Origin of the sequence: Pseudomonas capeferrum (assembly GCF_013523055.1) — a bacterium.
Lineage (GTDB): Bacteria > Pseudomonadota > Gammaproteobacteria > Pseudomonadales > Pseudomonadaceae > Aquipseudomonas > Aquipseudomonas capeferrum_A.
In genome coordinates this window covers 1-22,369 of sequence record NZ_JAAMQM010000014.1, presented here as the reverse complement: position 1 = coordinate 22,369, position 22,369 = coordinate 1, and the positions used below count along the sequence as shown (strand labels likewise).

Genomic DNA, 22,369 nt, shown 5'->3' with positions numbered 1-22,369 from the left:
GTCACACGGGTCAAGTGATCAGGCGTTCAGCCCCAGCATGTCGCGCGCCACGGCTTCGGCGATGCGTACGCCGTCCACGCCTGCTGACAGAATGCCACCGGCATACCCTGCGCCTTCACCGGCCGGGAACAGGCCTTTGAGGTTCAGGCTCTGGAAGTCATCACCGCGGGTGATGCGCAAAGGAGAAGAAGTTCGAGTCTCGATACCCGTCAGAACAGCATCGGGAAGGTTGTAGCCTTTGATCTGGCGGTCGAATGCGGGAAGCGCCTCACGGATGGCCTCGATGGCGAAGGCTGGCAGGCTTGGGGCGAGATCGACGAGCGTTACGCCTGGCTTGTAGGAAGGCTCGACACTTCCCAGCGCAGTCGATGGACGACCGGCGACGAAATCCCCGACCAACTGACCCGGGGCCTGGTAGTTGCTGCCGCCGAGTACATAGGCCTCGGCCTCCAGGCGCTCCTGCAACTCGATCCCGGCCAATGGTCCACCCGGGAAATCTCGCTCTGGGTCGATGCCCACGACGATACCCGAGTTGGCGTTGCGCTCGTTGCGCGAGTATTGGCTCATCCCGTTGGTGACGACGCGTCCGGGTTCGCTGGTGGCCGCGACCACGGTGCCACCCGGGCACATGCAGAAGCTGTAGACCGAGCGGCCGTTCTTGGCGTGGTAGACCAGCTTGTAGTCGGCGGCGCCGAGTTTGGGGTGGCCGGCGTACTTGCCCAGGCGTGCCTTGTCGATCAGGGTTTGCGGGTGTTCGATGCGGAAGCCGATGGAGAAAGGCTTGGCCTCCATATAAACGCCCTTGGCATGCAGCATGCGGAAGGTGTCACGGGCACTGTGGCCCAAGGCCAGGACCACGTGGCGCGAGTGCAGCTCCTCGCCGCTTGCCAGCACCACGCCATGCAGCTGTTCGCCATCGACCAGCAGATCGGTGACCTTCTCCTCGAAACGCACCTCGCCTCCGAGCGCGATGATCTCCTTGCGCATGGTCTCGACCATGCCGGTCAACCTGAAGGTACCGATGTGCGGCTTGTTGATGTAGAGGATCTCGTCCGGTGCCCCTGCCCTGACGAATTCATGCAGGACCTTGCGGCCATGGTGCAGAGGATCCTTGATCTGGCTGTAGAGCTTGCCATCGGAGAAGGTACCGGCACCGCCTTCGCCGAACTGCACGTTGGACTCGGGGTTCAGCACGCTCTTGCGCCACAGGCCCCAGGTGTCCTTGGTACGTTGGCGTACTTCCTTGCCCCGCTCCAGCACGATCGGACGAAAACCCATCTGCGCCAGCAACAGGCCGGCAAAGATGCCGCAAGGGCCGAAACCGACCACGATCGGCCGTTCTTGCAGACCTCCCGGTGCCTGCCCGACATAACGATAGCTGACGTCCGGCGCCACGCCGATATTGCGGTCTTCGGCGAATTTGCTCAGCAGTTCTGCTTCGTTGCTGGTTTCAAGATCGATGGTGTAGATGAACAGCAACTCGGTGTTCTTCTTGCGGGCGTCGTAGCTGCGCTTGAACAGGGTGAAGCCGAGCAGTTGTTCATCGGCGATGCCCAGGCGCTGGACGATGGCTTCGCGCAGGGCTTCGTCGGAATGATCCAGTGGCAGCTTCAGTTCGTTGATTCGTAGCATGGCAGGGTCCAGTATCCCGGCCATGGGCGGCCGGCGGCTTTACTCAAACCACGAAGTATAAACTTTTCGCCGCATGGACTGGCAGGAGAAAAGCGGCCGGTGATCAGTCGACCCGCGAACCGCCGTAATAACCGCAACCGTGCAAGGTCTGGCCGTCGACACGCAGTTCGGCTTGCAGGTGGTGTACAGCACCGCTGGCCGAGTCGACGCAGCGTTGCGGGGCCAACCATAATTCGATGCGCTGTTCATTGGCTTCGCTGGACAGGCTCAGGCGGCCGCCGGGCATCTGCTCTTCGAGGAAGGGCAGGGCCAGAGGCGCCTGGCCTGCGCGCTCGAGGACCATGCCCTTGCCGCTGGCCTTGACGTCCCAATCGGGACCATGACCACTGGCGTGCAGGGTGAGCTGCTTGAAGTTGGGATCGCTGCAGGCGCTGGCGGACGTTTCGATCCGGTACAGCCGCTGCACATCGAATTGCCCGTCGCTACCTGCCTGGCTGCCGCCGCCCAGCTTGCCACGCAGGTCGGCGAAGAGACTGTCGCCGCCTTTGTCGGCGAGGTTGGCAGCTTCCTGCAGCACGCCGGTATCGCCTGCATCGTTCACCACGAAGCGGCGACTCTCGGTGCAAGGCGTGAACAGCAGCTGGCCGCCGGCAGCGCTCAATACACCTTGCATCCTGATGGTGCCTACCAGTGGATCGACGGGCTTGTCCGCCAGCATCTGGCAACCTCCGAGCAATGGCAGCAGGGCGGCGAGCAACAGGGGAGGGGTAAGGCGCATCGGAGAAGCTCCAAGGGACGGCAGATGGAAGAGCGCCACGTTACCCAGCCTGGGCGGTGATCACAAGGACGTTACCGTCGATGGGCGTCGCAAGGCAGGCGGGCCCGACCGCGATGTTCCCAGGCTGTGCATTCGATTCGCACTGCCTGAGCTCATCGCGGCCGGGCCCGCCCGTGCATCCACTGCAGGTTTCAACCGCCCAGGTAAGCGTCCCGTACCTTGGGATCGTTCAGCAATGCCTCACCAGTCCCCTGCATCACCACATGCCCGTTTTCCAGGACATATGCACGGTCCGCGGCCTTGAGCGCCTGGTTGGCGTTCTGCTCGACCAGGAACACCGTCACGCCGTCCCGGCGCAACTGCTCGATGATGTCGAAGATCTGCTGGATGATGATGGGCGCAAGTCCAAGCGATGGCTCGTCGAGCAGCAACAACTTGGGTTTGCTCATCAGTGCGCGTCCGATGGCAAGCATCTGTTGTTCGCCGCCGGACATGGTGCCGCCACGCTGGTTGTACCGCTCCTTGAGCCGCGGGAACAGTTGCAGCACCTTGTCCAGTTGCTCCTGATAGTCGCCCTTGTCGGTGAAGAACCCGCCCATGGCCAGGTTTTCCTCGACCGTCAGGCGGGCGAAGACGCGGCGACCTTCCGGAACCACGGCAATGCTCTTGCGCATGATGTGCGAAGACGGCTGGCCGACCAACTCTTCCCCCAGGTAGCGGATGCTGCCACTGTGTGCTTGTGGTGAGCCGCACAGGGTCATGAGCAGGGTCGACTTGCCGGCACCGTTGGCGCCGATCAGCGTGACGATCTCGCCCTGGCGGATCTCGACGCTGACGCCGTGCAGCGCCTGGATCTTGCCGTAGAAAGTGGAAACGTTCTCGAACTGCAGCATTTACGCTTCCCCCAGGTAGGCTTTGATCACATCGGCATTGCCGCGAATCTGCTCGGGTGTGCCGTCGGCCAGGGGCGTACCCTGGTTGATCACCACGATGTGGTCGGAAATGCTCATCACCAGTTTCATGTCATGCTCGATCAACAGTACCGTGAGGTCATGCTCCTGGCGCAGGTAGCCGATCAAGGCCTTGAGGTCGTCTGTCTCTCGCGGGTTCAGGCCCGCAGCGGGTTCGTCGAGCATGATGACGCGCGGCTGCGTCATCATGCAGCGGGCGATTTCCAGGCGACGTTGCTGGCCATAGGCGAGTGTGCCAGCGGTGCGGTTGGCGAACTCGGTGAGGTTGACCTTTTCGAGCCAGTATTGCGCGCGCTCCATGGCTTCCTGCTCGCTGCGACGGAAGCTCGGGGTCTTGAACAGGCCCGCGAAGAAGTTGGTATTGAGATGACGGTGCTGGGCGATCAGCAGGTTTTCCAGCGCGGTCATCTCCTTGAACAGACGGACGTTCTGGAACGTGCGCACCACACCCTTGCGGGCAATCTGATGACCGGCCAGGCCCTGGATCGGTTGGCCATCGAGCAGGATGGTCCCGCCTGTGGGCTTGTAGAAGCCGGTCAGGCAGTTGAACACCGTGGTCTTGCCGGCGCCGTTCGGACCGATCAACGCGACCACCTGTTTTTCCTTGACGGTCAAGGCCACGCCGTTGACCGCCAACAAGCCGCCGAAGCGCATGCTCAGGCCGCTGACTTGCAGAATTTCACGGCTCATCGACGCAGCTCCAGGTGGGGGCGTTGCATGGGCAGCAGGCCCTGCGGACGCCAGATCATCATCAGCACCATCAATGCGCCGAACATCAGCATGCGATACTCGCTGAACTCACGCATGAGTTCGGGCAGCAGGATCATCACGATGGCTGCGAGGATCACCCCGAGCTGCGAGCCCATGCCACCCAGCACGACGATGGCGAGAATGATCGCCGATTCGATGAAAGTGAAGGACTCCGGCGTTACCAGGCCTTGGCGCGCGGCGAAGAAGCTGCCGGCGAAACCGGCGAAGGCGGCGCCGAGCGTGAACGCCGAAAGCTTGATCACGGTGGGGTTGAGCCCCAGCGCGCGGCAGGCGATCTCGTCTTCTCGCAAGGCTTCCCAGGCACGTCCGATCGGCATGCGCAGCAGTCGATTGATCACGAACAGGGCCAGCAATGCCAATAACAACGCCACCAGATACAGGAAGATGACCTTGTTGATCGAGTTGTACGGCAGGCCGAAGTATTCGTGGAAAGTCTGCATGCCCTCGGCGGCGCGGCGTTCGAAGCTCAGGCCGAAGAAGGTCGGCTTCTCGATGTTGCTGATGCCATTCGGACCGCCTGTAAGGTCGGTGAGGTTGCGCAAGAACAGCCGGATGATCTCGCCGAAGCCCAGGGTCACGATCGCCAGGTAGTCACCGCGCAGTCGCAATACCGGGAAGCCCAGCAGGAAGCCGAAGGTCGCCGCCATCAGACCGGCAATCGGCAGACAGATCCAGAAGCTCAGGCCGTAGTAGTGCGACAGTAACGCATAGCTGTAGGCGCCCACGGCATAGAAGCCGACGTAACCCAGATCGAGCAGGCCTGCCAGGCCGACCACGATATTCAGGCCCAGGCCGAGCATCACGTAGATCAGGATCAGCGTGGCGATATCGACCGCACCGCGCGAGCCGAAGAACGGCCAGACCAGCGCTACCACGATCAGCCCCATGATGATCCAGCGCTGGGTCCTGGGCAGGGTCAGGAAATTGCTCACCGCCGGAGAGACCAGCTTGCGTCCGGAGCGGCTGCCCATCATGGCGCTCCACTGGCGGTCGAACAGGACGCGCAGGAACATCAGCACCGAGCACACGGCGATGATGGTGATGGTGTACGCGCCTTGGGTGTGAACGATCAGGTTGATGCCATCGATGCTGAGCTTCAGGCCCAGTACCGGGAAGGCCACGGCCCAGACCAGCAAGGCGCTGAAGAACGCCTGTTTGAGATTTCTGTTCATACTTTTTCAACCTCCGGACGGCCCAGGATGCCGGTCGGCCGGAACAACAGCACGAGAACCAAGAGACCGAATGCCACCACATCCTTGTACTGGTCGCCGAAGATGTCGGCGCCGAAGGCTTCGGCCACGCCCAGGACCAACCCGCCGAGCATCGCGCCCGGAATGCTGCCGATGCCGCCCAGTACCGCTGCGGTAAAGGCCTTCAGGCCCACCAGGAAGCCCGCGTTGGGGTTGATCACGCCGTACTGCATGCTCAGCAGGACAGCTGCCACGGCTGCAAGGGCGGCACCGATGACAAAGGTCAGGGCAATGATGTTGTTGGTGTTGATGCCCAGCAGGTTGGCCATCTTGATGTCCTCGGCACAGGCGCGGCAGGCGCGTCCCAGACGAGATCGCGAGATGAACAGCGTCAGGCAGGTCATCGCCACCAGGGTGACGACGAACACCAGGATCTGCATGTAGGAGACCAGGACTTCCTCCGCGCCACCGGGGCCGAAGGAAATGCTCCCAGGGATCAGGTTGGGGATGGACTTGTCCTTGGAATCCTGCGAGAGCAGTACAGTGTTCTGCAGGAAGATCGACATGCCGATGGCGGAGATCAGCGGGATCAGTCGGTTACTGTTGCGCAAGGGACGGTAGGCCACCCGTTCGATGCTGTAGCCGTAGGCACTGGTCACGAAGATTGTCGCGACAAAGGCGACTGTCATCAGGATCGGCAGCGAATCGATGCCCATCATGGCCAGCCCGGCAAGGGCGATGAAGGCCACGTAGGAACCGATCATGTACACCTCGCCGTGGGCGAAGTTGATCATTCCAATGATGCCGTAAACCATTGTGTAGCCAATGGCTATCAAGGCATAGGTGCTGCCAATGGTCAGGCCATTAACCAGCTGTTGGAAGAAGTGGTAGATCTCAGGCATTTACAGCGCTCCTAAAAACCTGATGTGCATTCGCTGGCGGGGGGTACCCCGACCCGGCATGGTGGTATGGAGCCACTTTGCCTGGGCACGGCCAGAGAACCGCGGGTGACGGTTTTAAGATTTTCAGGTGGACTGGCTCCCGGATCGCGGGAATCAGGTCCATGAACCTCGTAAAACAAAGCCCACTGCTCGCACAGTGGGCTTTCTGGTCATTTAGTCACGCAGTTACTGAGGGGAGACTTCGGTCTTCGGCTTGCCGAAGTGCCATTCGTAGACCACGAACTTGAAGTCCTTCAGGTCGCCTTTCTCGTCGTACGAGAGGGTACCGGTCGGGGTCTTGAAGGAACCGGCGTGGATGGCGGCCGCCACCTTGTCGGTGTCTTCGGACTTGGCGGCCTTGATGCCTTCGGCGATCAGCGCGACAGCCGAGTAGGCCGGGAACACGAACGGACCACTCGGGTCTTTGCCGTCGGCCTTGATGGCGTCAACGATGGCCTTGTTCTCGGGTTCGGCGTCGAACGACTTCGGCAGGGTCACCAGCAGGCCTTCGGAAGCTTTCTGAGCGATCTGCGAGATCGAGTCGTTGCCGACACCCTCTGGCCCCATGAACTTGGCGCTCAGGCCTTTTTCCTGTGCCTGGCGCAGGATCAGGCCCAGTTCAGGGTGGTAGCCGCCATAGTAGACGAAGTCCACGTTGTTCTGCTTGAGCTTCTGGATGATGGAGGAGAAGTCCTTGTCACCAGCGTTGAGGCCTTCGAAGACGGCAACCTTGGTGCCTTTGCTCTCCAGGGTCTGCTTGACCGCGGTAGCGATGCCTTCACCGTACTGCTGCTTGTCGTGCAGAACGGCGACGACCTTCGGCTTGACGTGGTCGGCGATGTAGTTGCCGGCCGCTGGGCCCTGGGCGCTGTCCAGACCAATGGTACGGAAGATCAGCTTGTAACCACGCGAGGTGATTTCCGGGCTGGTGGCGGCGGGCGTGATCATGATCACGCCTTCGTCTTCGTAGATGTCGGACGCAGGCTGAGTAGAGCTGGAGCACAGATGGCCGATGACGAACTTGACGCCGTCGTTGACCACTTTGTTGGCGACTGCCACGGCCTGTTTAGGATCGCAGGCGTCGTCGTATTCCTTGGCTTCGAGCATCTTGCCGTCGACACCGCCTTTGGCATTGATGTCCTTGATGGCTTGCTTGGCGCCGATGAACTGCATGTCGCCGTACTGGGTAACCGGGCCGGTCTTGGGACCGGCGATGCCGATCTTGATGGTGTCGGCGGCAAACGAATGGCTGGCAACCCCAGCCAGGACCATTGCGGCGAACAGCTTGGAAATCTTGATCATAGTGCTCCACTCATTCTGTTGTAATTCTTATAGTCCTGGCGGCCAGGGCTACAGACCGGGCGGGATTCCTGGCATGGTCACGCCATACCGTAACCTCGCCTTCCCCCGGAACATGTCCCGGAACTGTACCGGTACAGTGTAGAGCGCCGCTCGCGCGCTTGGAAAGCACCGCAAACTTCACTCGATCCAGGGATGTCGCTTGATCGACACAAACATATGGAAAGGCGCCATTAAAGTGCCTGTATTTCTCTCGGATTCCCGTATTTGCGGGGCATTTGAAGCATTTACGTATTTGAAACCGGGTTTTTCTGCAAAAATATCGCCCCTTTAAATGACGATTTTCCGCTGGTGACAACCCATGACTGATCAAACAAGCACCCTCTATGCCAAGCTGCTCGGTGAGACGGCGATTATCGAGTGGAAAGCTTTGGAGCGTTTTTGGGCAAAGGGTGACCTGATTTGGGTCGATGCCGGTCTTGATCTGATATCCGTAGCCCAGGCAATGGCCGAAAACCATAGCGAAACCTTTGCCGGGTGGCGTAATGATGGCACTGTCGCGACCGTTAGCGCAGAGCAGGCGCTAGACCTTCAGCAGCGTGATCCGAAGATCTGGGCAGTGGTAGTTTCGCCCTTCATACTCATTCAGGAAAAGAAGACGGCCTAAAAGGCACCATCTTGGTGCGTTAATTGTTTGCCTGATGCTCAACGGTGCGAGAAGCATTCTGCTCATGTGGCTCTTTAGTAACAGTTGTCGCCAGGATCCGAAGAGCCGGTAACAGTTATGGAGCTTGCCCACGAGCACCCACTATCCAGGTGATCCCGGTCCGGGATCATCCTCAGGAGACATCATGAACCTTCCACTCCCTTCGCTTGGATTTGCCGGTATCGGTCTGATGGGCCTACCGATGTGCCGACGCTTGTTGACTGCGGGCTATCCGCTGATCGTCTGGAACCGCTCGCCCGAAAAATGCGCCGAACTGGTCGCTGCGGGCGCGCGGTTGGCGGCTGATCCTTCCGAATTGTGTGAGGGAACGGACATGGTCTTGCTATGTCTGGCCGATACCGCGGTAGTTCGTGAAGTGGTCTTTGGGGCAGATGGCATCGCCCAGCGAGGCGGTAGCGAACAGCTGCTGATAGACCTTTCCAGCCTGGAGCCGACCGCGACCCGCGAAATGGCGGCCGAGCTTGCCGCCCTGTGCGGCATGGCCTGGTTGGACGCACCGGTTTCCGGCGGGACCCCAGGGGCCGAGGCGGGTACCCTGGCGATCATGGCGGGGGGAGACGCGGCGGATCTGGAGCGTGCTCGCCCCGTACTGCTGAATCTCGGCCAGCGGGTGACCCATATGGGCAGCGTGGGTGCCGGGCAGGTTACCAAGGCGTGCAATCAGATGATCGTTGCCTGCAACGCCCTGGTCATCGCGGAGGTTGTCGCGTTGGCTGAACGTTCGGGTGTGGACGCGAGGCTGATCGCCGAGGCCCTGGCTGGTGGGTTCGCGGATTCCAAGCCACTGCAAATCCTGGCTCCGCAGATGGCGCAGAGCCGCTTCGAACCTGTCAAGTGGCATGTGCGCACACTCCTCAAGGATCTCGACGCGGCAGTGAAGTTTTCCCGGGAGCAGGGTACTGCCACGCCTGTCAGTGGGCTTGCCGCGCAATTGATGCGCTTGCATGGAAGCCAAGGTTTTCTGCAACAAGATCCAGCGACTCTGGTAGGGCTATATCGCAGCAAGGATTGAGCTCGCGCAGGGGCGTGTCGAGTCGTTCCAGGATCCTGTACAGATCTGTCAGCGGAACCGGATGACTGAGCAGATACCCCTGCATGTAGTCGCACCCCTGGGCAGTGAGGAATTCGCGTTGCGCCGCGGTTTCGACGCCCTCGCTCACTACCTTCAGGTGGAGCGCATGCGCCATGACGATAATGGCCTGAACGATTTCACGATCCTCCTGGCAGGTCGGGACGTCTTTGATGAATGAGCGGTCTATCTTGAGGATGTCCAGCGGTAGGCGTTTCAGATAGGCCAGGGACGAATAGCCTGTGCCGAAATCGTCGATCGACAGCGCCACGCCCATGGCGCGGATCGCTCTGAGCAGGTCGATGGTGCTGTGGATATCGCCCATCAGCGCATGTTCGGTGACTTCCAGCTCGAGGTGGTGCGGGTCCAGGCCCAGCTGCAGCAGGGCCATCTCGATTTCGCTGGCCAGCTCCTCGCGGCCAAGCGTCTGGGCCGAGCAATTGACCGTCAGGCGCAGGTCGGCTTGCCCATGGCGGCTGAGTTGGGCCAGGTCGCTGCAAGCCCGGCGCAGTACCCACAGGTCCAGGTCGGTGATCAGCCCGTTGGCTTGGGCGATGCCGATGAACCGATCGGGACCCAGCAGGCCATGTTGTGGATGCTGCCAGCGTACCAAGGCCTCCAGCTTGGACACCTTTCCCGTGCGCAGATCCACGATAGGCTGGTAGTGCACGCACAGACCGCGTTCCTCAAGCAGGGCAGCGCGCAGCTCTTCCTCCAGTTGCAATTCCAGAGTGGCGCGGATCTTGAGACCGCTGTCGAAAAAGTTGAGGTTGTTGCGCCCGGTGCCCTTGGATTGGTAAAGGGCAAGATCGGCATGCTTGAGCAGCTCTTCGCTGGTGCAGCCGTCGTCCGGGAAGATACTGATGCCGATGCTGGTAGTCATGACCATGCGGCGCCCCGCAAGGTCGATGGGCTCCTTCATGCGCTGCATGATCCGCTGAGCCAGGTGCCGCGCTTCGTCGTGGCTGTTGAGACGGGTGAGGATGCAGAACTCATCGCCACCGAAACGTGCAACCACATCCTCGTTGCGGGTAGCACTCATGATATGGCCGGCGATCACCTTGAGCAGTTCGTCGCCCGCGGCATGGCCAAGGCTGTCATTGATGCGTTTGAAGTGATCGATGTCGAGGAACATTACCGCAAGCATGCCTTGGTTGGCCGCCTGCTCGGCCAATCGCTCGTCGAAGATCAAGTTGAAGCCGCGGCGGTTGATCAGGTTGGTCAACGCATCGTAGTGAGCCGCCTGCTGCAGGGATATCCGGGCCTGATCCAACTGGCCGAGCAGTAGGTTGACTCGGCGCAGGTCATGCTCCTTGCTCTGCAACTTCTTGTCGGCGAGCGCCGCGCTGATGCTGCTGGCGCTGATCAGCAGGGTGATGAAGGCGATGGTCAGGCTCAATTGCAGGCTGTTGTCTTCGGTAGGCAACTGCAATGCTGCATCGGCCGGGATTACCAGGGTCATGGCCGACATGCCCGTGAGATGGGTGCAAAGAACGCCGGCTGCCATCAGCAGACTGGCGCCACACTTCTTGACCAGGTGCAAGATGCCGGTGCCGCTGCGCAGGTAATGGGCAAGTAGCAAGGACAACAGGCTGGTAACAATGGCGATGATCACGGAAGCCAGTAGCAGTCCACCCTGATAATGCTGGTGTGCACCGATCTGCAGGGCAGCCATGCCGACGTAGTGCATGAGAACGATGCCCAGGCCCAGGAACAGCGCGGCCTGAAGGATCTGCCGAGGCCGTGTCGCAGTATTGTCCAGGCGGGTCATGGCCAACCATGCTGCCAGCAATGCGATCAACAAGGACAGGGCCGTCAGTGAGACATCGTAGTGAATCTCTACCGAAGCCTGTAAGGCCAGCGTGTTGACGAAGTGGATGGCCCATATGGCACTGGCCAGGCAGCACGCTCCCAAAAGCCGCCATTGGCGCTGCGCGGCCCCCGGTTCGCTGTGGCGCTGCCGCTCGGCCATATCGAAGGTCGCAAAGCAGCCTACGCATGCTACTGCGTAAGCGAGCAGGATGAGCAAAGGGTCATGATGACGATCAAGGACGATCTGTCCCGATGTCGGCAGATCGGCGAACAGCTGCAGCCCCAACCACTCCATTGCTTACCACTCCATCGATTCCGCGCGCGTCCCCCATCCGCTGGACGAGAAACAGTTCGGCAGGAGTATAGGAAAGGAGTGTTAAGCCTTCCTGATTAATGGCACTTTGGGATCAATCATTTGGGTATTGGATGTATAGCAAATAGCTATAAGGCGGCAGGTTGCCTGGCGAGCAGTTTCGGCCTTGGCGCGAGCAACGAGGCCAGGCGGTCTCGTTGCTCGAATTGGCTTAGCCGGCGACGAGTACTCGAATTGCCTCGAGTCGCAGCGCCGACTTGCCAAGCATGGCCAGACCGTCTTCGCGATGTTTGCGCAGGGTTTCTATCTCGCTGTCCCGAACGCTGGAGTTGACTGCCTGCAAAGCGGTCAGACGAGCCAGTTCCTCATCGGATTCCGCCGCAAGACGGCGTTGCGCCTCGTCGACCCGTTCGGTGTGGCGGGGCAGGATCTTGGCTTCCCCATCGGCAATGCGCCTCGACAACACGTCGCGCTGGGCCTGGATGAACTTGTTGGCGCTTGCCCGTGGCACGCTTTCCAATTGGTCATTGAGGGTCTCGAAGGATACTCGAGATGCCAGGTCGTTGCCGTTGGCGTCCAGCAGGCAGCGCAGCGCCGCGGGTGGCAGGTAACGGCCCAGCTGGAGGCTGCGTGGCGCCACCACTTCGCTGACGTAGAGCAGTTCCAGCAGTACCGTACCGGGCTTGAGCGCCTTGTTCTTGATCAGTGCCACGGCGGTATTGCCCATCGAGCCGGACAGGACCAGGTCCATGCCGCCCTGTACCATGGGGTGTTCCCAGGTGATGAACTGCATGTCTTCGCGCGACAGGGCCTGGGCGCGATCATAGGTGATGGTCACCCCTTCGTCGTCGCCCAGAGGGAAGCTGGCGTCGAGCATCTTCTCGCTTGGCTTGAGAATCAGGGCGTTTTCCGAATGGTCCTCGCTGTCGATACCGAAGGCGTCGAACAGGGTTTCCATGTAGATCGGAAGCGCGAATTGATCGTCCTGCTCGTGGATCGCTTCGACCAGTGCCTCGCCCTCGCCGGCACCGCCGGAATTGAGTTCGAGCAGACGGTCGCGTCCGCTGTGCAGTTCCGCTTCCAGACGCTCGCGTTCCTGGCGGGCCTCCTCGACCAGCGCATCCCAGTCGGATGCCTTGGTGCCTTCGAGCAGTGGGAGCAGACGAGGGCCGAACTGATGCTGCAGGGCGTTACCGGTGGGGCAAGTGGCGAGGAAGGCGTTCAAGGCCTGGTGGTACCACTGGAACAGGCGCTCCTGCGGGCTGTCCTGCAGGTAGGGCACGTGCAGTTCGATCGTGTGCTTCTGGCCGATCCGGTCGAGACGGCCGATACGCTGCTCGAGCAGGTCGGGATGCGCCGGCAGGTCGAACAACACCAGGTGATGAGCAAACTGGAAGTTGCGACCTTCACTGCCGATTTCCGAACAGATAAGGACCTGGGCGCCGAATTCCTCATCGGCGAAGTAGGCGGCCGCCCGGTCACGTTCGAGAATGCTCATGCCTTCATGGAACACCGTGGCCGGAATCCCTGAACGCACGCGCAGGGCATCTTCAAGGTCCATGGCGGTCTCGGCGTGGGCGCAGATGACCAGAACCTTGGTGCGCTTGAGCATTTTCAGCGTATCGACGAGCCAGCCCGCGCGAGGGTCGAATTGCCACCAACGTTCTTCTTCGCTGGTCTCGCCCTGGGCCTGGAAGGTGACTTCCGGGTAGAGCTCCGCGTGTTCGCCGGCGGGCAGGTCGCGGTATTGGTCCGGATTGGCCAGCGGGTAGGGGTGCAGGTGACGCTCCGGGAAACCCCGGACCGCGGCACGGGTATTACGGAACAGCACGCGACCGGTACCGTGGCGGTCGAGCAGTTCCCGGATCAGGCGTGCGCTGGCCTGGCTATCGCCATCGCTGACGGCTGCCAGCAAGGCGTCGCCTTCGGCACCCAGGAAGCCTTCTATGGTGGTTCGTGCCTCGGGCGACAGGCGACCTTCATCGAGCAGCTCCTGTACCGCTTCCGCGACGGGGCGATAGTGCTCGCTCTCGGCGCGGAAGGCGGTCAGGTCGTGGAAGCGGTTGGGGTCGAGCAGGCGCAAGCGGGCGAAGTGGCTGTCCTGCCCCAGCTGCTCGGGCGTGGCGGTAAGCAGCAGCACGCCAGGGATCACTTGGGAGAGCTGCTCGATCAAGGCGTATTCGGGGCTTGCGCGTTCCTCGTGCCAGACCAGGTGATGGGCTTCGTCGACCACCATCAAGTCCCAGCCGGCGGCAAACAGTGCATCCTGTGCCTTTTCATCCTCGGTCAGCCATTCAAGCGCGACCAGCGCCAGCTGGGCATCCTCGAAGGGATTGCTGGCGTCGCTCTCGATGAAGCGCTCGGCATCGAACAGGGCGACTTCCAGGTTGAAGCGGCGACGCATTTCCACCAGCCACTGGTGCTGGAGGTTTTCCGGTACCAGGATCAACACGCGATTGGCGCGTCCACAGAGCAGTTGTCGGTGGATGATCAGGCCGGCCTCGATGGTCTTGCCCAGACCCACTTCGTCCGCCAACAGGACTCGGGGCGCGATTCGGTCGGCCACTTCCCGGGCGATGTGCAATTGGTGGGCAATGGGCTGGGCGCGGCAACCCCCCAGGCCCCAGAGCGCGGACTGCATCTGCTTGCTGGTGTGCTCGAGGGTGTTGTAGCGCAGGGAGAACCAGGACAGCGGGTCGATCTGCCCGGCGAACAGTCGATCGCTGGCCAGGCGGAACTGGATGAAGTTGGACAGTTGGGTTTCGGGCAGGGTGCGGGGCTGGCTCTGCGCGTCGAGGCCATGGTAGACCAGCAGGCCTTCGTGGTCCTCGACCTCGCGCACGGTCAATTTCCAGCCTTCGAAATGGGTGATCTGATCGCCTGGCGAGAAGCGCACGCGAGTCAGAGGCGCGTTGCGCAAGGAATACTGACGGGTCTCGCCGGTTGCCGGGTAGAGCACGGTGAGCAAACGGCCGTCTTGTGCCAGGACGGTGCCCAGGCCGAGCTCGGCTTCGCTGTCGCTGATCCAGCGTTGCCCCGGTTGATACTGCTGCGCCATACTGCCTGACTCCCGCGATGAAAAAGCGGACTATCTTAACGGATAGGCCGTGCAGACCAAAGAGTCTAGCCACTTCATCGACGAATTCCGCATTGCCAACGAGGGGTTCGATCCGACATGCCTGCAAAGCACCACTGGTTGAGCGTCGTTCTGGTAACGGGCAGCGTCTTGCTTGCCGCCTGTGAGCGCAAGGCTTTCGAGATACTGTCGCCGATCCCCGTGGAGCAGCTCGAGGTACTCGGTGTGAGGACGCCGCTCAAGAGCGTGCATTTTCGCGACCGGGACGGCGAGGGCCTTCTGGTGCTCAGTCGCGTCGACGGGCAGGCCACCGATGCGGAAACCGAGCAGGAAGTGGACAAGGTGGAGCTCAAGGCTGCCTTGTATGCCCGCAACGACGACAAGGCGGCGTTCGCCCCACGCTGGCAGATCGAGCAGGAGACCACGTGCCCTGGCCTGGACCTGGATGTCGACTTCTATGGCGACGTCAGCGATGTCACCGATCTGGACCAGGATGGCGTGGCGGAGATGACCGTCGCTAGCCATGCTTTCTGCGGCGGTGGCATTGACTCCCACGACATCGCCATCGAAATGCGCGAGGGCCAGGCCATCTATACGGTCTCGGGTGAATCGCTGATCACTCCAGCCGGCGAAGAGCCTATCGGTGGCCGACGTGAAGACAGCGCCTCGTTGAAAAATGCTCCTCAGGTTTTGCGTGATCATCTGGATGTGGTCTGGCAAGCGGTCTACAAGCGTCCTTGGAGCGAGGCGGGCCCGACCGCGGAAGACTCGAGCGGTGACGAAGTCGAATGATCGATGTCCAGACGGTAGCCGTGCCAGGATAAACTCTCGCCCGATTTGAGTAGCCAGGCTCAAGGGTATCGAGAACAGGCCGATACCCTGGCTACAGGAGAGATATCCATGCTGCCGCCCATCATTCCACTCAGTGCCGCGCCGGTGACCACGCAACACGATCCGGTCAAGCAGACGCCACCCGTTCCCCCGGTAGTACCGGCGCAGCCTGCGTCGAGCGAGGGTAGCATCGACCTCAAGCATCAGCGCGACCCTCAGGAGCAGGCATTGTTGCTGAGTGGTGAGCAGCGCCGTCAGCAGCAGAGACGCCAGCAGGAGCAGGAGGAGCGTTACAGTGCCCTGCCCGGAGACGAGCTCAACGCGGACAATACCGTGCCAGTGGCGCCGTTGATCGGAGAGCACCCGCGCCAGGGCTTGCTGGTAGACATCGAGGTCTGAACCGGGACTGGTCAGGCGTTGTGCCTGCCGTCATTATGAGAGCCTTACTGCCAGTCCTCGAGCCATTCCATGAGCCAAGACAAACTGATCGACTTCGGCGCCGAACGCGCCAAGCGTGTCCATGACCTCAACGACAAGCGCCTGAATGAAATGCGCCAGGCTTTCGAGCAGGCGATGCCGTTGGGCAAGCCGAAGAAGAAGTCCAAAGGCAAGCCCAAGAAGCGTTGATCCTTGACGCAGGTCAACCAGTCTCCTTCCAACGGGGGGCGGCTTCCGACAACATTGATTTCGATCAATTTCCTCGTTCCCCATCTTCGTTACCTTGCATCCATCGGACAACGGCAGATGAATCGGGGGCCAGCATGTTTTTCGACAACGTGGTTATCGCGGGTGTGATGACAGTCGGATTGATGTTTGCCTTCTTTGCCGGCCTCGGATTTTTCATCTGGAGGGATTCAAGCAAGCGCAAACAGCGCTGATCCTTTTGGATTGCAAGGGCACGCAAGGCATTTAGGGCGACTTCGGTCGCCCGTTTTTTTTTGTGCGCGCCGCGGTGCTCGGGCCTTTTGCAAGAAAAGTGTCCATTCCTGAATAGATGATTAGCTAGCTAATTAATCCTTTACGCTTTATCCTCTCCGGTGTTGTCTATCGTTCCATCATCACCCTCCGTAAGGTCCGATTCGTGCCTATCACTTTCCAGGCCCTGTTCGCGCCCGGCAGCCTTGCCCTCAAATTCGCCATCAAGACCTTGCTCGGCGCAGGGCTGGCGTTGTGGTTGGCGTTGCGCTGGGGACTCGAGCAACCTGCATGGGCCTTGATGACCGCGTTCATCGTCGCGCAACCCTTGTCCGGCATGGTCCTTCAGAAAGGGCTGGCCCGCCTGGCAGGTACCCTGGTGGGTACCTTGATGGCGGTTGTATTCATTGCTCTGTTTGCCCAGGCTCCGTGGTTGTTCCTGCTCTCGCTGGCGCTGTGGCTGGCGTTGTGCACGGCGGCTTCGACCCAACTGCGCAGCGCCTGGGCCTACGCTTTCGTATTGGCGGGCTACACCGCGGCGATCATCGCGCTACCGGCCATCGGCCAGCCGTTGCAAGTGTTCGACCAAGCCATTGCCCGCTGCACGGAGATTTCCTTGGGTATCGTCTGTGCGACCGCCAGCAGCGCGTTGCTCTGGCCGATGCGGGTCGAGCAACAGCTGGGAGAGCAAGCGCGCCAGGCTTGGCAGCACGGGTTGCAGGCAGCCAGCGCCATGCTCGGTGGGGAGGAGGGGGAGCGTCAGGGGCTGCTGGAAATCCTCGGGCGCATCGTGGCCATAGATACCCAGCGTGAGCATGCCTGGTTCGAAGGCAGGCGTGGCCGCCAGCGCGCTCGCGCCATACGTGGCTTGAGCCAGAAGCTCATGGTGCTGTTGCGGATTTCTCGATCAGTGGGGCGCCAGTGGCGCCAACTCGATGTAGACCAGGCCAGGCAACTGGCGCCCTGGCTCGATGAGGTGCGCGCGCAACTGGCACAGCCTGATGAGCCGAATCTGGTCTTGCTGCGCCAACGCATCTGGGATGCCGCGCACGACCAAGAGCTCAGCTCCGAAGAGCATTTCTGCCTGGCGCGTCTGGCCTTGCTACTGGACATGGCAATGGCTGTTACTCAGGCGTTGAAGAATGTTGGAACAGGTACGCCCCCCAAGGACGTCCCTCAGGGCTTGGCGGTGCACCGCGATGTGCAGCTCGCCCTGCTGTTCGGCTCGCGCAGTGCCCTGGCTTTTCTGGTCATGAGCGGTTTCTGGCTGGCCACTGCCTGGCCCTCCGCGCTTGGGGGGCTGGTGCTGACCTGCGTGGTCTGCAGCCTTTTTGCCAGCCGCGAGAACGGGGCGCAAATCGGCCTGAGCTTCTTGCGCGGCATCCTGCTGGCCGTGCCGACAGCGTTTCTGGTCGGGCAGCTCCTTTTGCCGCAGTGGAACAGTTTCGCCATGCTCTGCCTGGCGATGGGGGTGCCCTTGTTTTTCGGCGCGCTGGGCATGGCGCATCCACGCATCGGTGCCACGGCGACCTCCTACTGTCTGCATTTCATCGTTCTGGTGGCACCACTCAATGCCATGCGCTTCGATGTAGCGAACATGCTCAACAGCGCCTTGGCCATGCTGGTGGGCGTAGGGGCGGCGGTGATGGCGTTCAAGCTGCTGGTCTTCGGCCACCGAGGTTGGCTTGGCGGGCGCCTGCGTGCCGCGACACAGGATGATCTGGTGCGTCTGACCAGGCGCGACCTTCGCGGAGCCGATAGCTGGTTCGGTGGACGCATGGCCGACCGCCTTATACAGCTTGCGCGACATGCTGCCCAGTTACCGCCAGCGCAGCGTGAACGCTGGGACGATGGGTTGCTTGGCTTGGACATTGGCGATGAACTGGTTCACCTGCGCATGTGCCTGGCCTTGGCCCGTCGACCGCTCGCTGGCGCCGAGCGTGAATATCTGCGGCAGCTCGAGACCGTGCTTGCGCAAGGGCCGGGGCCTGGACGCGGCGACCGCCTGGATGTGGCGAGCACCCAATTCCTCCAGGCCCTGCGTAACGAACCCTCGAATGATTCACTGCGTTTGGCCGAGGGTGCGGTGTTGCAGTTGCAGAAGAGCTGGCGCAAATGGTGTCGCTGGCAGGAGGAAATCAATGGGACTGCGTGAATGGGCAATGGGCGGGGTGCTGTTAAGTCCCTTTCTGATCTATGTATTGATGGCGCTGTTGCTCACGGGCCTGGTGCGGTTGCTGGTGCAAGCCACTCCGTTAGGTCGCTGGATATGGCATGAAGCCTTGTTCGACGTGGCTTTATTCGTATGTATCCTCTGCGTGGTAGTGCACCTGCTGGGGGCTTTGTAAGGAGTATGACCATGCGTGCAGCCGTACGTATTGCAGTCACGTTGTGCGTGGTAGCCGTGGCGATCTTTGCTGGATACCGTCTTTGGCAGTACTACATGCTGACGCCATGGACCCGAGATGCGCGGATCCGCGCGGATGTGGTCGTCATCGCCCCGGACGTGTCCGGCTGGGTACGCGAGCTCAAGGTTCATGACAATCAGCGGGTCAAGGCTGGCGACTTGCTGATGTCCATCGACAAGGATCGCTTCCAGGCTGCGCTGGACAAGGCCAACGCGATAGCTGAAACCCGCGCCCAGCAGGTGCGTTTGCGCGAGCATGAAGCGGCGCGGCGCGTGGCGCTTGGGCCGGAGGCGATCAGTGCCGAGCTGCGCGAGAACTCACTGATCAACGCCGCCATCGCTCGAGGGGAGTTACATGAAGCCCAGGCCGATGTCCAGGTGGCCAGGATCAACCTGGCACGTAGCGAAGTGCGTGCGCCTCGCGATGGCCACATCACCAACCTTCGCCTGGCCGAGGGTAACTACGCCAATGCCGGGGAGGCCGTGATGGCTCTGGTGGACGATTCCACTTTCTATGTGCAAGCCTACTTCGAGGAAACCAAGCTGCCGCGCATTCATGCCGGCGACTCGGTCAAGGTGTGGCTGATGAGCGCTGGAGAGCCATTGCAAGGTCATGTACAGAGCATCAGTCGTGGTATCACCGATAGCAACACTACGCCTGATGGGCAATTGCTGGCCGAGGTGGAGCCGACCTTCAACTGGGTACGCCTGGCCCAGCGGATCCCGGTGCGTATCCATCTCGATGAAATCCCTGTAGGCATGAACCTGAGCGCGGGCATGACGGCCAGTGTGCAGGTCCACGAAGACCGCGATGAGTCAACTCCTTAGTCGCCCGGTGCCGCATGGCTTGCGCGCTGGCGCAGCGGCAGGCGAAAGCTGAAGAGCGTGCCGGCCTCTAGGGTAGACATGACTTCCATGTGTCCGCCATGGGCTAGGGCGATCTGATTGGCGATATACAATCCCAAGCCCAGTCCTTGCTGAGGCTTGCTATCCAGTGGGCGGGAAAAGGGCAAGAACAGCTGAGCCATGGTATGTGGATCGATGGCATCGCCAAGGTTGTGCACGCCTAGGATGAACACGTCGTCGTGAATGTCCGCGCTGACAGTAACCGGTTCATTCGTCGCGCCATGGGTCAGGGCATTGGCGATCAGGTTGGAGGCTAGCTGGGTGATGCGCTCGCGGTCGCAGCGGACTCCCGCGATATTGCCGATATGAAGGCAAATCTGTCGATGCGGATGAACACGCTGCAGCTCCGAGGCTACGTGCCCGAGGGCTTCGTGCAGGTCAGAGCAAGGCTGTAGGCTGACGGGGATGCCGGCGCCAAGCCGGCCACGAGCAAAGTCCAGTACGTCACGGACCAGCTGCGAGGCACGTCGACCACAGGTGTGGATATGGCGCGCGATCGCGCGACTCTTGTCGTCCTGCAGACGCTGGACCAGCAGTTCCGCTCCGGCGGTGATGGCAAAGAGCGGGTTGCGCAAGTCATGACCCAGTACGGCAATGAACTGTTCGCGCACTTCTGCCATGGCGCGCTCTTTCTGCAGAGCCTGCTCGGTCTTCTGGGCATTTTCTTCGCTTTCGATCTGAATCGCCAGCAGGCGGGCGAAGGACTCCATCATCGGCTGGATCGCACTGCCCTTGAGCGACGCGGGGCGTGAGTCCAACGCGCTGATGGTGCCGAAAAAGCTGCCATTGGTGCGAAACACCGGCACCGAGATATAGCTTTCGAACTTGTATATGCGTGGGCTGTGATGGTGACAGTACTGCTCGTCTTCACTGGCCTTGTCGATCACGATGGTCTTGTGCGAGGTCCGGATGTCATGGCAAAGGGTAGTATTCACGTCCAGTTCGCCGCCCACCTCCAGGCCAAAGCCGAGGGTGTCGAGCACGGCGCACGCGGTCCAGCTGCTTTCATTGACCCGCGCCACGGCGGCAAAGCGCAATCCCGTGGTCTCGCAGATGACCTGGAGGATGGCCGGAACGGCGTTGATGCGGCCAATGGTGGCAATGTCGGCGCTGACTCTATGGCTCATGAGACTCCCATGCTTCGGCAAAAAGGACAGGGTGGGTACTTCAGTCTAGCGGCCATGATGGCGGCTGGAGAAAACCCTGGCGAGGGGCTCGCGACCTGCAATAGGCTGTCATGGCGCGTTGCCCGACAGAGGCAGCTGTAGCCTTCCTGCGTGCGTACTCCTTTTTCCGGCATCCGGCGTGATGCATTCAAAGCGAGCTGCGGCATGTCCTTCAACCGCTACGGGTCTACCCGCGCCGCGCGGATCTGCCAGAGATCGTCGCGCGGCGTAGTCCATGCTGATACAAGGACCAGCTTAGGCGGTCGAGAGCGAGGCCGCCGTGACATGGATCAGTGCCAGTCGTCGAGCACGTTTGTTGCCGCAGTTCGATGGCTCTGGCCGGAAGGGGGGGCTCAATGCTGCGCTTCTATATAGATGCGCACCATTATTGCTCGCGCTTGTGCGTTTGGGGCGACTCCTTGTCTTCATCTTCGAGCAGCTTCGAAGGTGACTTGCCGCTGTCACTGCGCACCTGCGCATGGCTGATCAAGGCAAAGATGAAACTTCCGCCAATGATGTTACCGGCGAGCGTGGGAAGGGCGAAGTCGAGCCAGAAGGTACTCCACGTCTCGTCGCCCGCCCATACCAAGTAAGACACCTCTACCGAGCCGACGACGATGTGAGTGAAGTCGCCCAGCGCCATCAGGTAAGTGATCACCAGGATGATCCACATCTTGGCATGTTCCATCGAGGGGATCATCCACACCATCGTTGCAATCATCCAACCCGAAACGATGCCTTTGGCGAACATCTGACTGATGTCATTTTCCATGACCTTGCGACCCACTTCGAGGAAAGCGACATCGGTCTTGGCGTCGAAGATTGGCAGCTCCAGCATCACCCAGGCCACCAGCAGCGTGCCTGCCAGGTTGCCGGCCAGTACAACGGACCACAAGCGCAACAATCGGCCGAAGTTGGAAAGCGTCGGCGTGGTCATGATAGGGAGAACAGCGGTCAAGGTGTTCTCCGTGAACAGCTGCTGGCGCGCCAGGATCACCGCGAGAAAGCCTGCGCTGTAGCCAAGACTGGCAATGACCTGACTGCTCTCGCCATCAGGAAGGCGCGCATACAGCAGCCCTACGGCCATCAATGACAGCCCCATGGTCAGGCCGGCGGCCAGTGCCGACCACCAAAGTGCAGCGAGGGTGCGCTCCAGCTCCTGGTCGCCTTGGGCGCGGATGGTCTCGTGAAGGACGGCGGCGCGGGGTGGCTGGTTCTCATTGACTTCCTGTTCTTCGTCGACCGATAGGCCGGGGGTCTTCTCGTTGGAGGTTTCACTCATGACCAGATCCGCTGTGGGGTAGATATTCTCTACAGATCGACGCTCTCTCGATTAGTTGCCTCACGTTTATAAGGAGGGCGTAATTATTTCTGGTACAGGAGTTGACACAGGATTTGAATGGCGTATTATTCGCCTCCCGCAGCGATGCAGTAGCGGGGGCTTCGATCGACAGATCGACAGCGGTGAAAAAGGTGGTTGACAGCGGTTTTCAACGCTGTATGATTCGCCTCCCGCTGACGAGAGATCGCAGCGCGTCAAGTGGTTGAAGTTGAACGAGTTTCTC

At 60.9% G+C, this 22,369-nt stretch carries 20 protein-coding genes; 9 read left to right on the top strand and 11 right to left on the bottom strand.

What is annotated here, in order from left to right; all coding sequences use genetic code 11:
• Positions 1 to 18 precede the first annotated feature (18 nt).
• The 7 genes from G7009_RS16550 to G7009_RS16520 form a co-directional block, all read right to left on the bottom strand.
• Entirely contained in the window at positions 19 to 1,632 is a 1,614-nt protein-coding gene (locus tag G7009_RS16550; protein WP_181131137.1) for an NAD(P)/FAD-dependent oxidoreductase, read from the bottom strand.
• 103 nt (positions 1,633 to 1,735) lie between these two features.
• Positions 1,736 to 2,410 (bottom strand): COG3650 family protein, encoded by a 675-nt coding sequence (locus tag G7009_RS16545; protein WP_181131136.1) that lies wholly within the window; start codon positions 2,408 to 2,410, stop codon positions 1,736 to 1,738.
• A 191-nt stretch (positions 2,411 to 2,601) separates the two neighbouring features.
• Complete coding sequence (locus G7009_RS16540) at positions 2,602 to 3,303, bottom strand: ABC transporter ATP-binding protein (RefSeq protein WP_181131135.1); 702 nt, start codon at positions 3,301 to 3,303, stop codon at positions 2,602 to 2,604.
• On the bottom strand, positions 3,304 to 4,071 hold the full coding sequence (gene livG, locus G7009_RS16535) for a high-affinity branched-chain amino acid ABC transporter ATP-binding protein LivG (protein WP_181131134.1): 768 nt from the start codon (positions 4,069 to 4,071) through the stop codon (positions 3,304 to 3,306). It abuts the gene before it with no gap.
• On the bottom strand, positions 4,068 to 5,324 hold the full coding sequence (locus G7009_RS16530) for a high-affinity branched-chain amino acid ABC transporter permease LivM (RefSeq protein WP_181131133.1): 1,257 nt from the start codon (positions 5,322 to 5,324) through the stop codon (positions 4,068 to 4,070). Before G7009_RS16530 ends, livG begins: the two co-directional genes overlap by 4 nt.
• A complete protein-coding gene (livH, locus tag G7009_RS16525) occupies positions 5,321 to 6,244 on the bottom strand; it encodes a high-affinity branched-chain amino acid ABC transporter permease LivH (RefSeq protein WP_181131132.1) in 924 nt (307 codons plus the stop codon). Before livH ends, G7009_RS16530 begins: the two co-directional genes overlap by 4 nt.
• Positions 6,245 to 6,469: 225 nt before the next feature.
• Positions 6,470 to 7,585 carry a branched-chain amino acid ABC transporter substrate-binding protein gene (locus tag G7009_RS16520; protein WP_181131131.1) on the bottom strand — a complete coding sequence of 372 codons (1,116 nt, stop codon included), beginning with the start codon at positions 7,583 to 7,585 and terminating at the stop codon, positions 6,470 to 6,472.
• A 358-nt stretch (positions 7,586 to 7,943) separates the two neighbouring features.
• On the opposite strand from G7009_RS16520, the gene G7009_RS16515 reads away from it, so the two are divergent.
• Together G7009_RS16515 and G7009_RS16510 are read left to right on the top strand one after the other, a co-directional pair.
• Complete coding sequence (locus G7009_RS16515) at positions 7,944 to 8,249, top strand: DUF2288 domain-containing protein (protein ID WP_181131130.1); 306 nt, start codon at positions 7,944 to 7,946, stop codon at positions 8,247 to 8,249.
• 184 nt (positions 8,250 to 8,433) lie between these two features.
• Complete coding sequence (locus tag G7009_RS16510) at positions 8,434 to 9,321, top strand: NAD(P)-dependent oxidoreductase (RefSeq protein WP_181131129.1); 888 nt, start codon at positions 8,434 to 8,436, stop codon at positions 9,319 to 9,321.
• Here the strand turns inward: G7009_RS16510 and G7009_RS16505 are convergent.
• Both G7009_RS16505 and rapA read right to left on the bottom strand, forming a co-directional pair.
• Positions 9,221 to 11,485 (bottom strand): putative bifunctional diguanylate cyclase/phosphodiesterase, encoded by a 2,265-nt coding sequence (locus tag G7009_RS16505; protein ID WP_181131128.1) that lies wholly within the window; start codon positions 11,483 to 11,485, stop codon positions 9,221 to 9,223. The genes G7009_RS16510 and G7009_RS16505 overlap by 101 nt on opposite strands.
• A gap of 229 nt (positions 11,486 to 11,714) precedes the next feature.
• On the bottom strand, positions 11,715 to 14,561 hold the full coding sequence (gene rapA / locus G7009_RS16500) for an RNA polymerase-associated protein RapA (RefSeq protein WP_181131127.1): 2,847 nt from the start codon (positions 14,559 to 14,561) through the stop codon (positions 11,715 to 11,717).
• Positions 14,562 to 14,678: 117 nt separating this feature from the next.
• On the opposite strand from rapA, the gene G7009_RS16495 reads away from it, so the two are divergent.
• The 7 genes from G7009_RS16495 (at position 14,679) to G7009_RS16470 (ending at position 19,560) form a co-directional block, all read left to right on the top strand.
• Entirely contained in the window at positions 14,679 to 15,371 is a 693-nt protein-coding gene (locus tag G7009_RS16495) for a M949_RS01915 family surface polysaccharide biosynthesis protein (RefSeq protein WP_181131126.1), read from the top strand.
• A 108-nt stretch (positions 15,372 to 15,479) separates the two neighbouring features.
• Entirely contained in the window at positions 15,480 to 15,809 is a 330-nt protein-coding gene (locus G7009_RS16490) for an aspartate-semialdehyde dehydrogenase (RefSeq protein WP_181131125.1), read from the top strand.
• 69 nt (positions 15,810 to 15,878) lie between these two features.
• Positions 15,879 to 16,037, top strand: coding sequence for a hypothetical protein (locus tag G7009_RS16485; protein ID WP_181131124.1), 159 nt, complete (start codon positions 15,879 to 15,881; stop codon positions 16,035 to 16,037).
• 134 nt (positions 16,038 to 16,171) lie between these two features.
• Positions 16,172 to 16,288 (top strand): cytochrome c oxidase subunit CcoM, encoded by a 117-nt coding sequence (gene ccoM / locus G7009_RS28045; RefSeq protein ID WP_308813332.1) that lies wholly within the window; start codon positions 16,172 to 16,174, stop codon positions 16,286 to 16,288.
• A gap of 203 nt (positions 16,289 to 16,491) precedes the next feature.
• Positions 16,492 to 18,480: an FUSC family protein gene (locus G7009_RS16480; RefSeq protein WP_181131123.1), complete on the top strand. Its 1,989-nt coding sequence runs from the start codon at positions 16,492 to 16,494 to the stop codon at positions 18,478 to 18,480.
• Positions 18,467 to 18,673: a DUF1656 domain-containing protein gene (locus G7009_RS16475; RefSeq protein WP_181131122.1), complete on the top strand. Its 207-nt coding sequence runs from the start codon at positions 18,467 to 18,469 to the stop codon at positions 18,671 to 18,673. The genes G7009_RS16480 and G7009_RS16475 overlap by 14 nt, the downstream gene beginning before the upstream one ends.
• 11 nt (positions 18,674 to 18,684) lie before the next feature.
• Positions 18,685 to 19,560 carry an efflux RND transporter periplasmic adaptor subunit gene (locus G7009_RS16470; RefSeq protein WP_181131121.1) on the top strand — a complete coding sequence of 292 codons (876 nt, stop codon included), beginning with the start codon at positions 18,685 to 18,687 and terminating at the stop codon, positions 19,558 to 19,560.
• Here the strand turns inward: G7009_RS16470 and G7009_RS16465 are convergent.
• Both G7009_RS16465 and G7009_RS16460 read right to left on the bottom strand, forming a co-directional pair.
• Positions 19,557 to 20,765 carry a GAF domain-containing sensor histidine kinase gene (locus G7009_RS16465; protein ID WP_181131120.1) on the bottom strand — a complete coding sequence of 403 codons (1,209 nt, stop codon included), beginning with the start codon at positions 20,763 to 20,765 and terminating at the stop codon, positions 19,557 to 19,559. The genes G7009_RS16470 and G7009_RS16465 overlap by 4 nt on opposite strands.
• Positions 20,766 to 21,189: 424 nt before the next feature.
• On the bottom strand, positions 21,190 to 22,086 hold the full coding sequence (locus G7009_RS16460; RefSeq protein ID WP_181131119.1) for a formate/nitrite transporter family protein: 897 nt from the start codon (positions 22,084 to 22,086) through the stop codon (positions 21,190 to 21,192).
• Positions 22,087 to 22,369 lie beyond the last annotated feature (283 nt).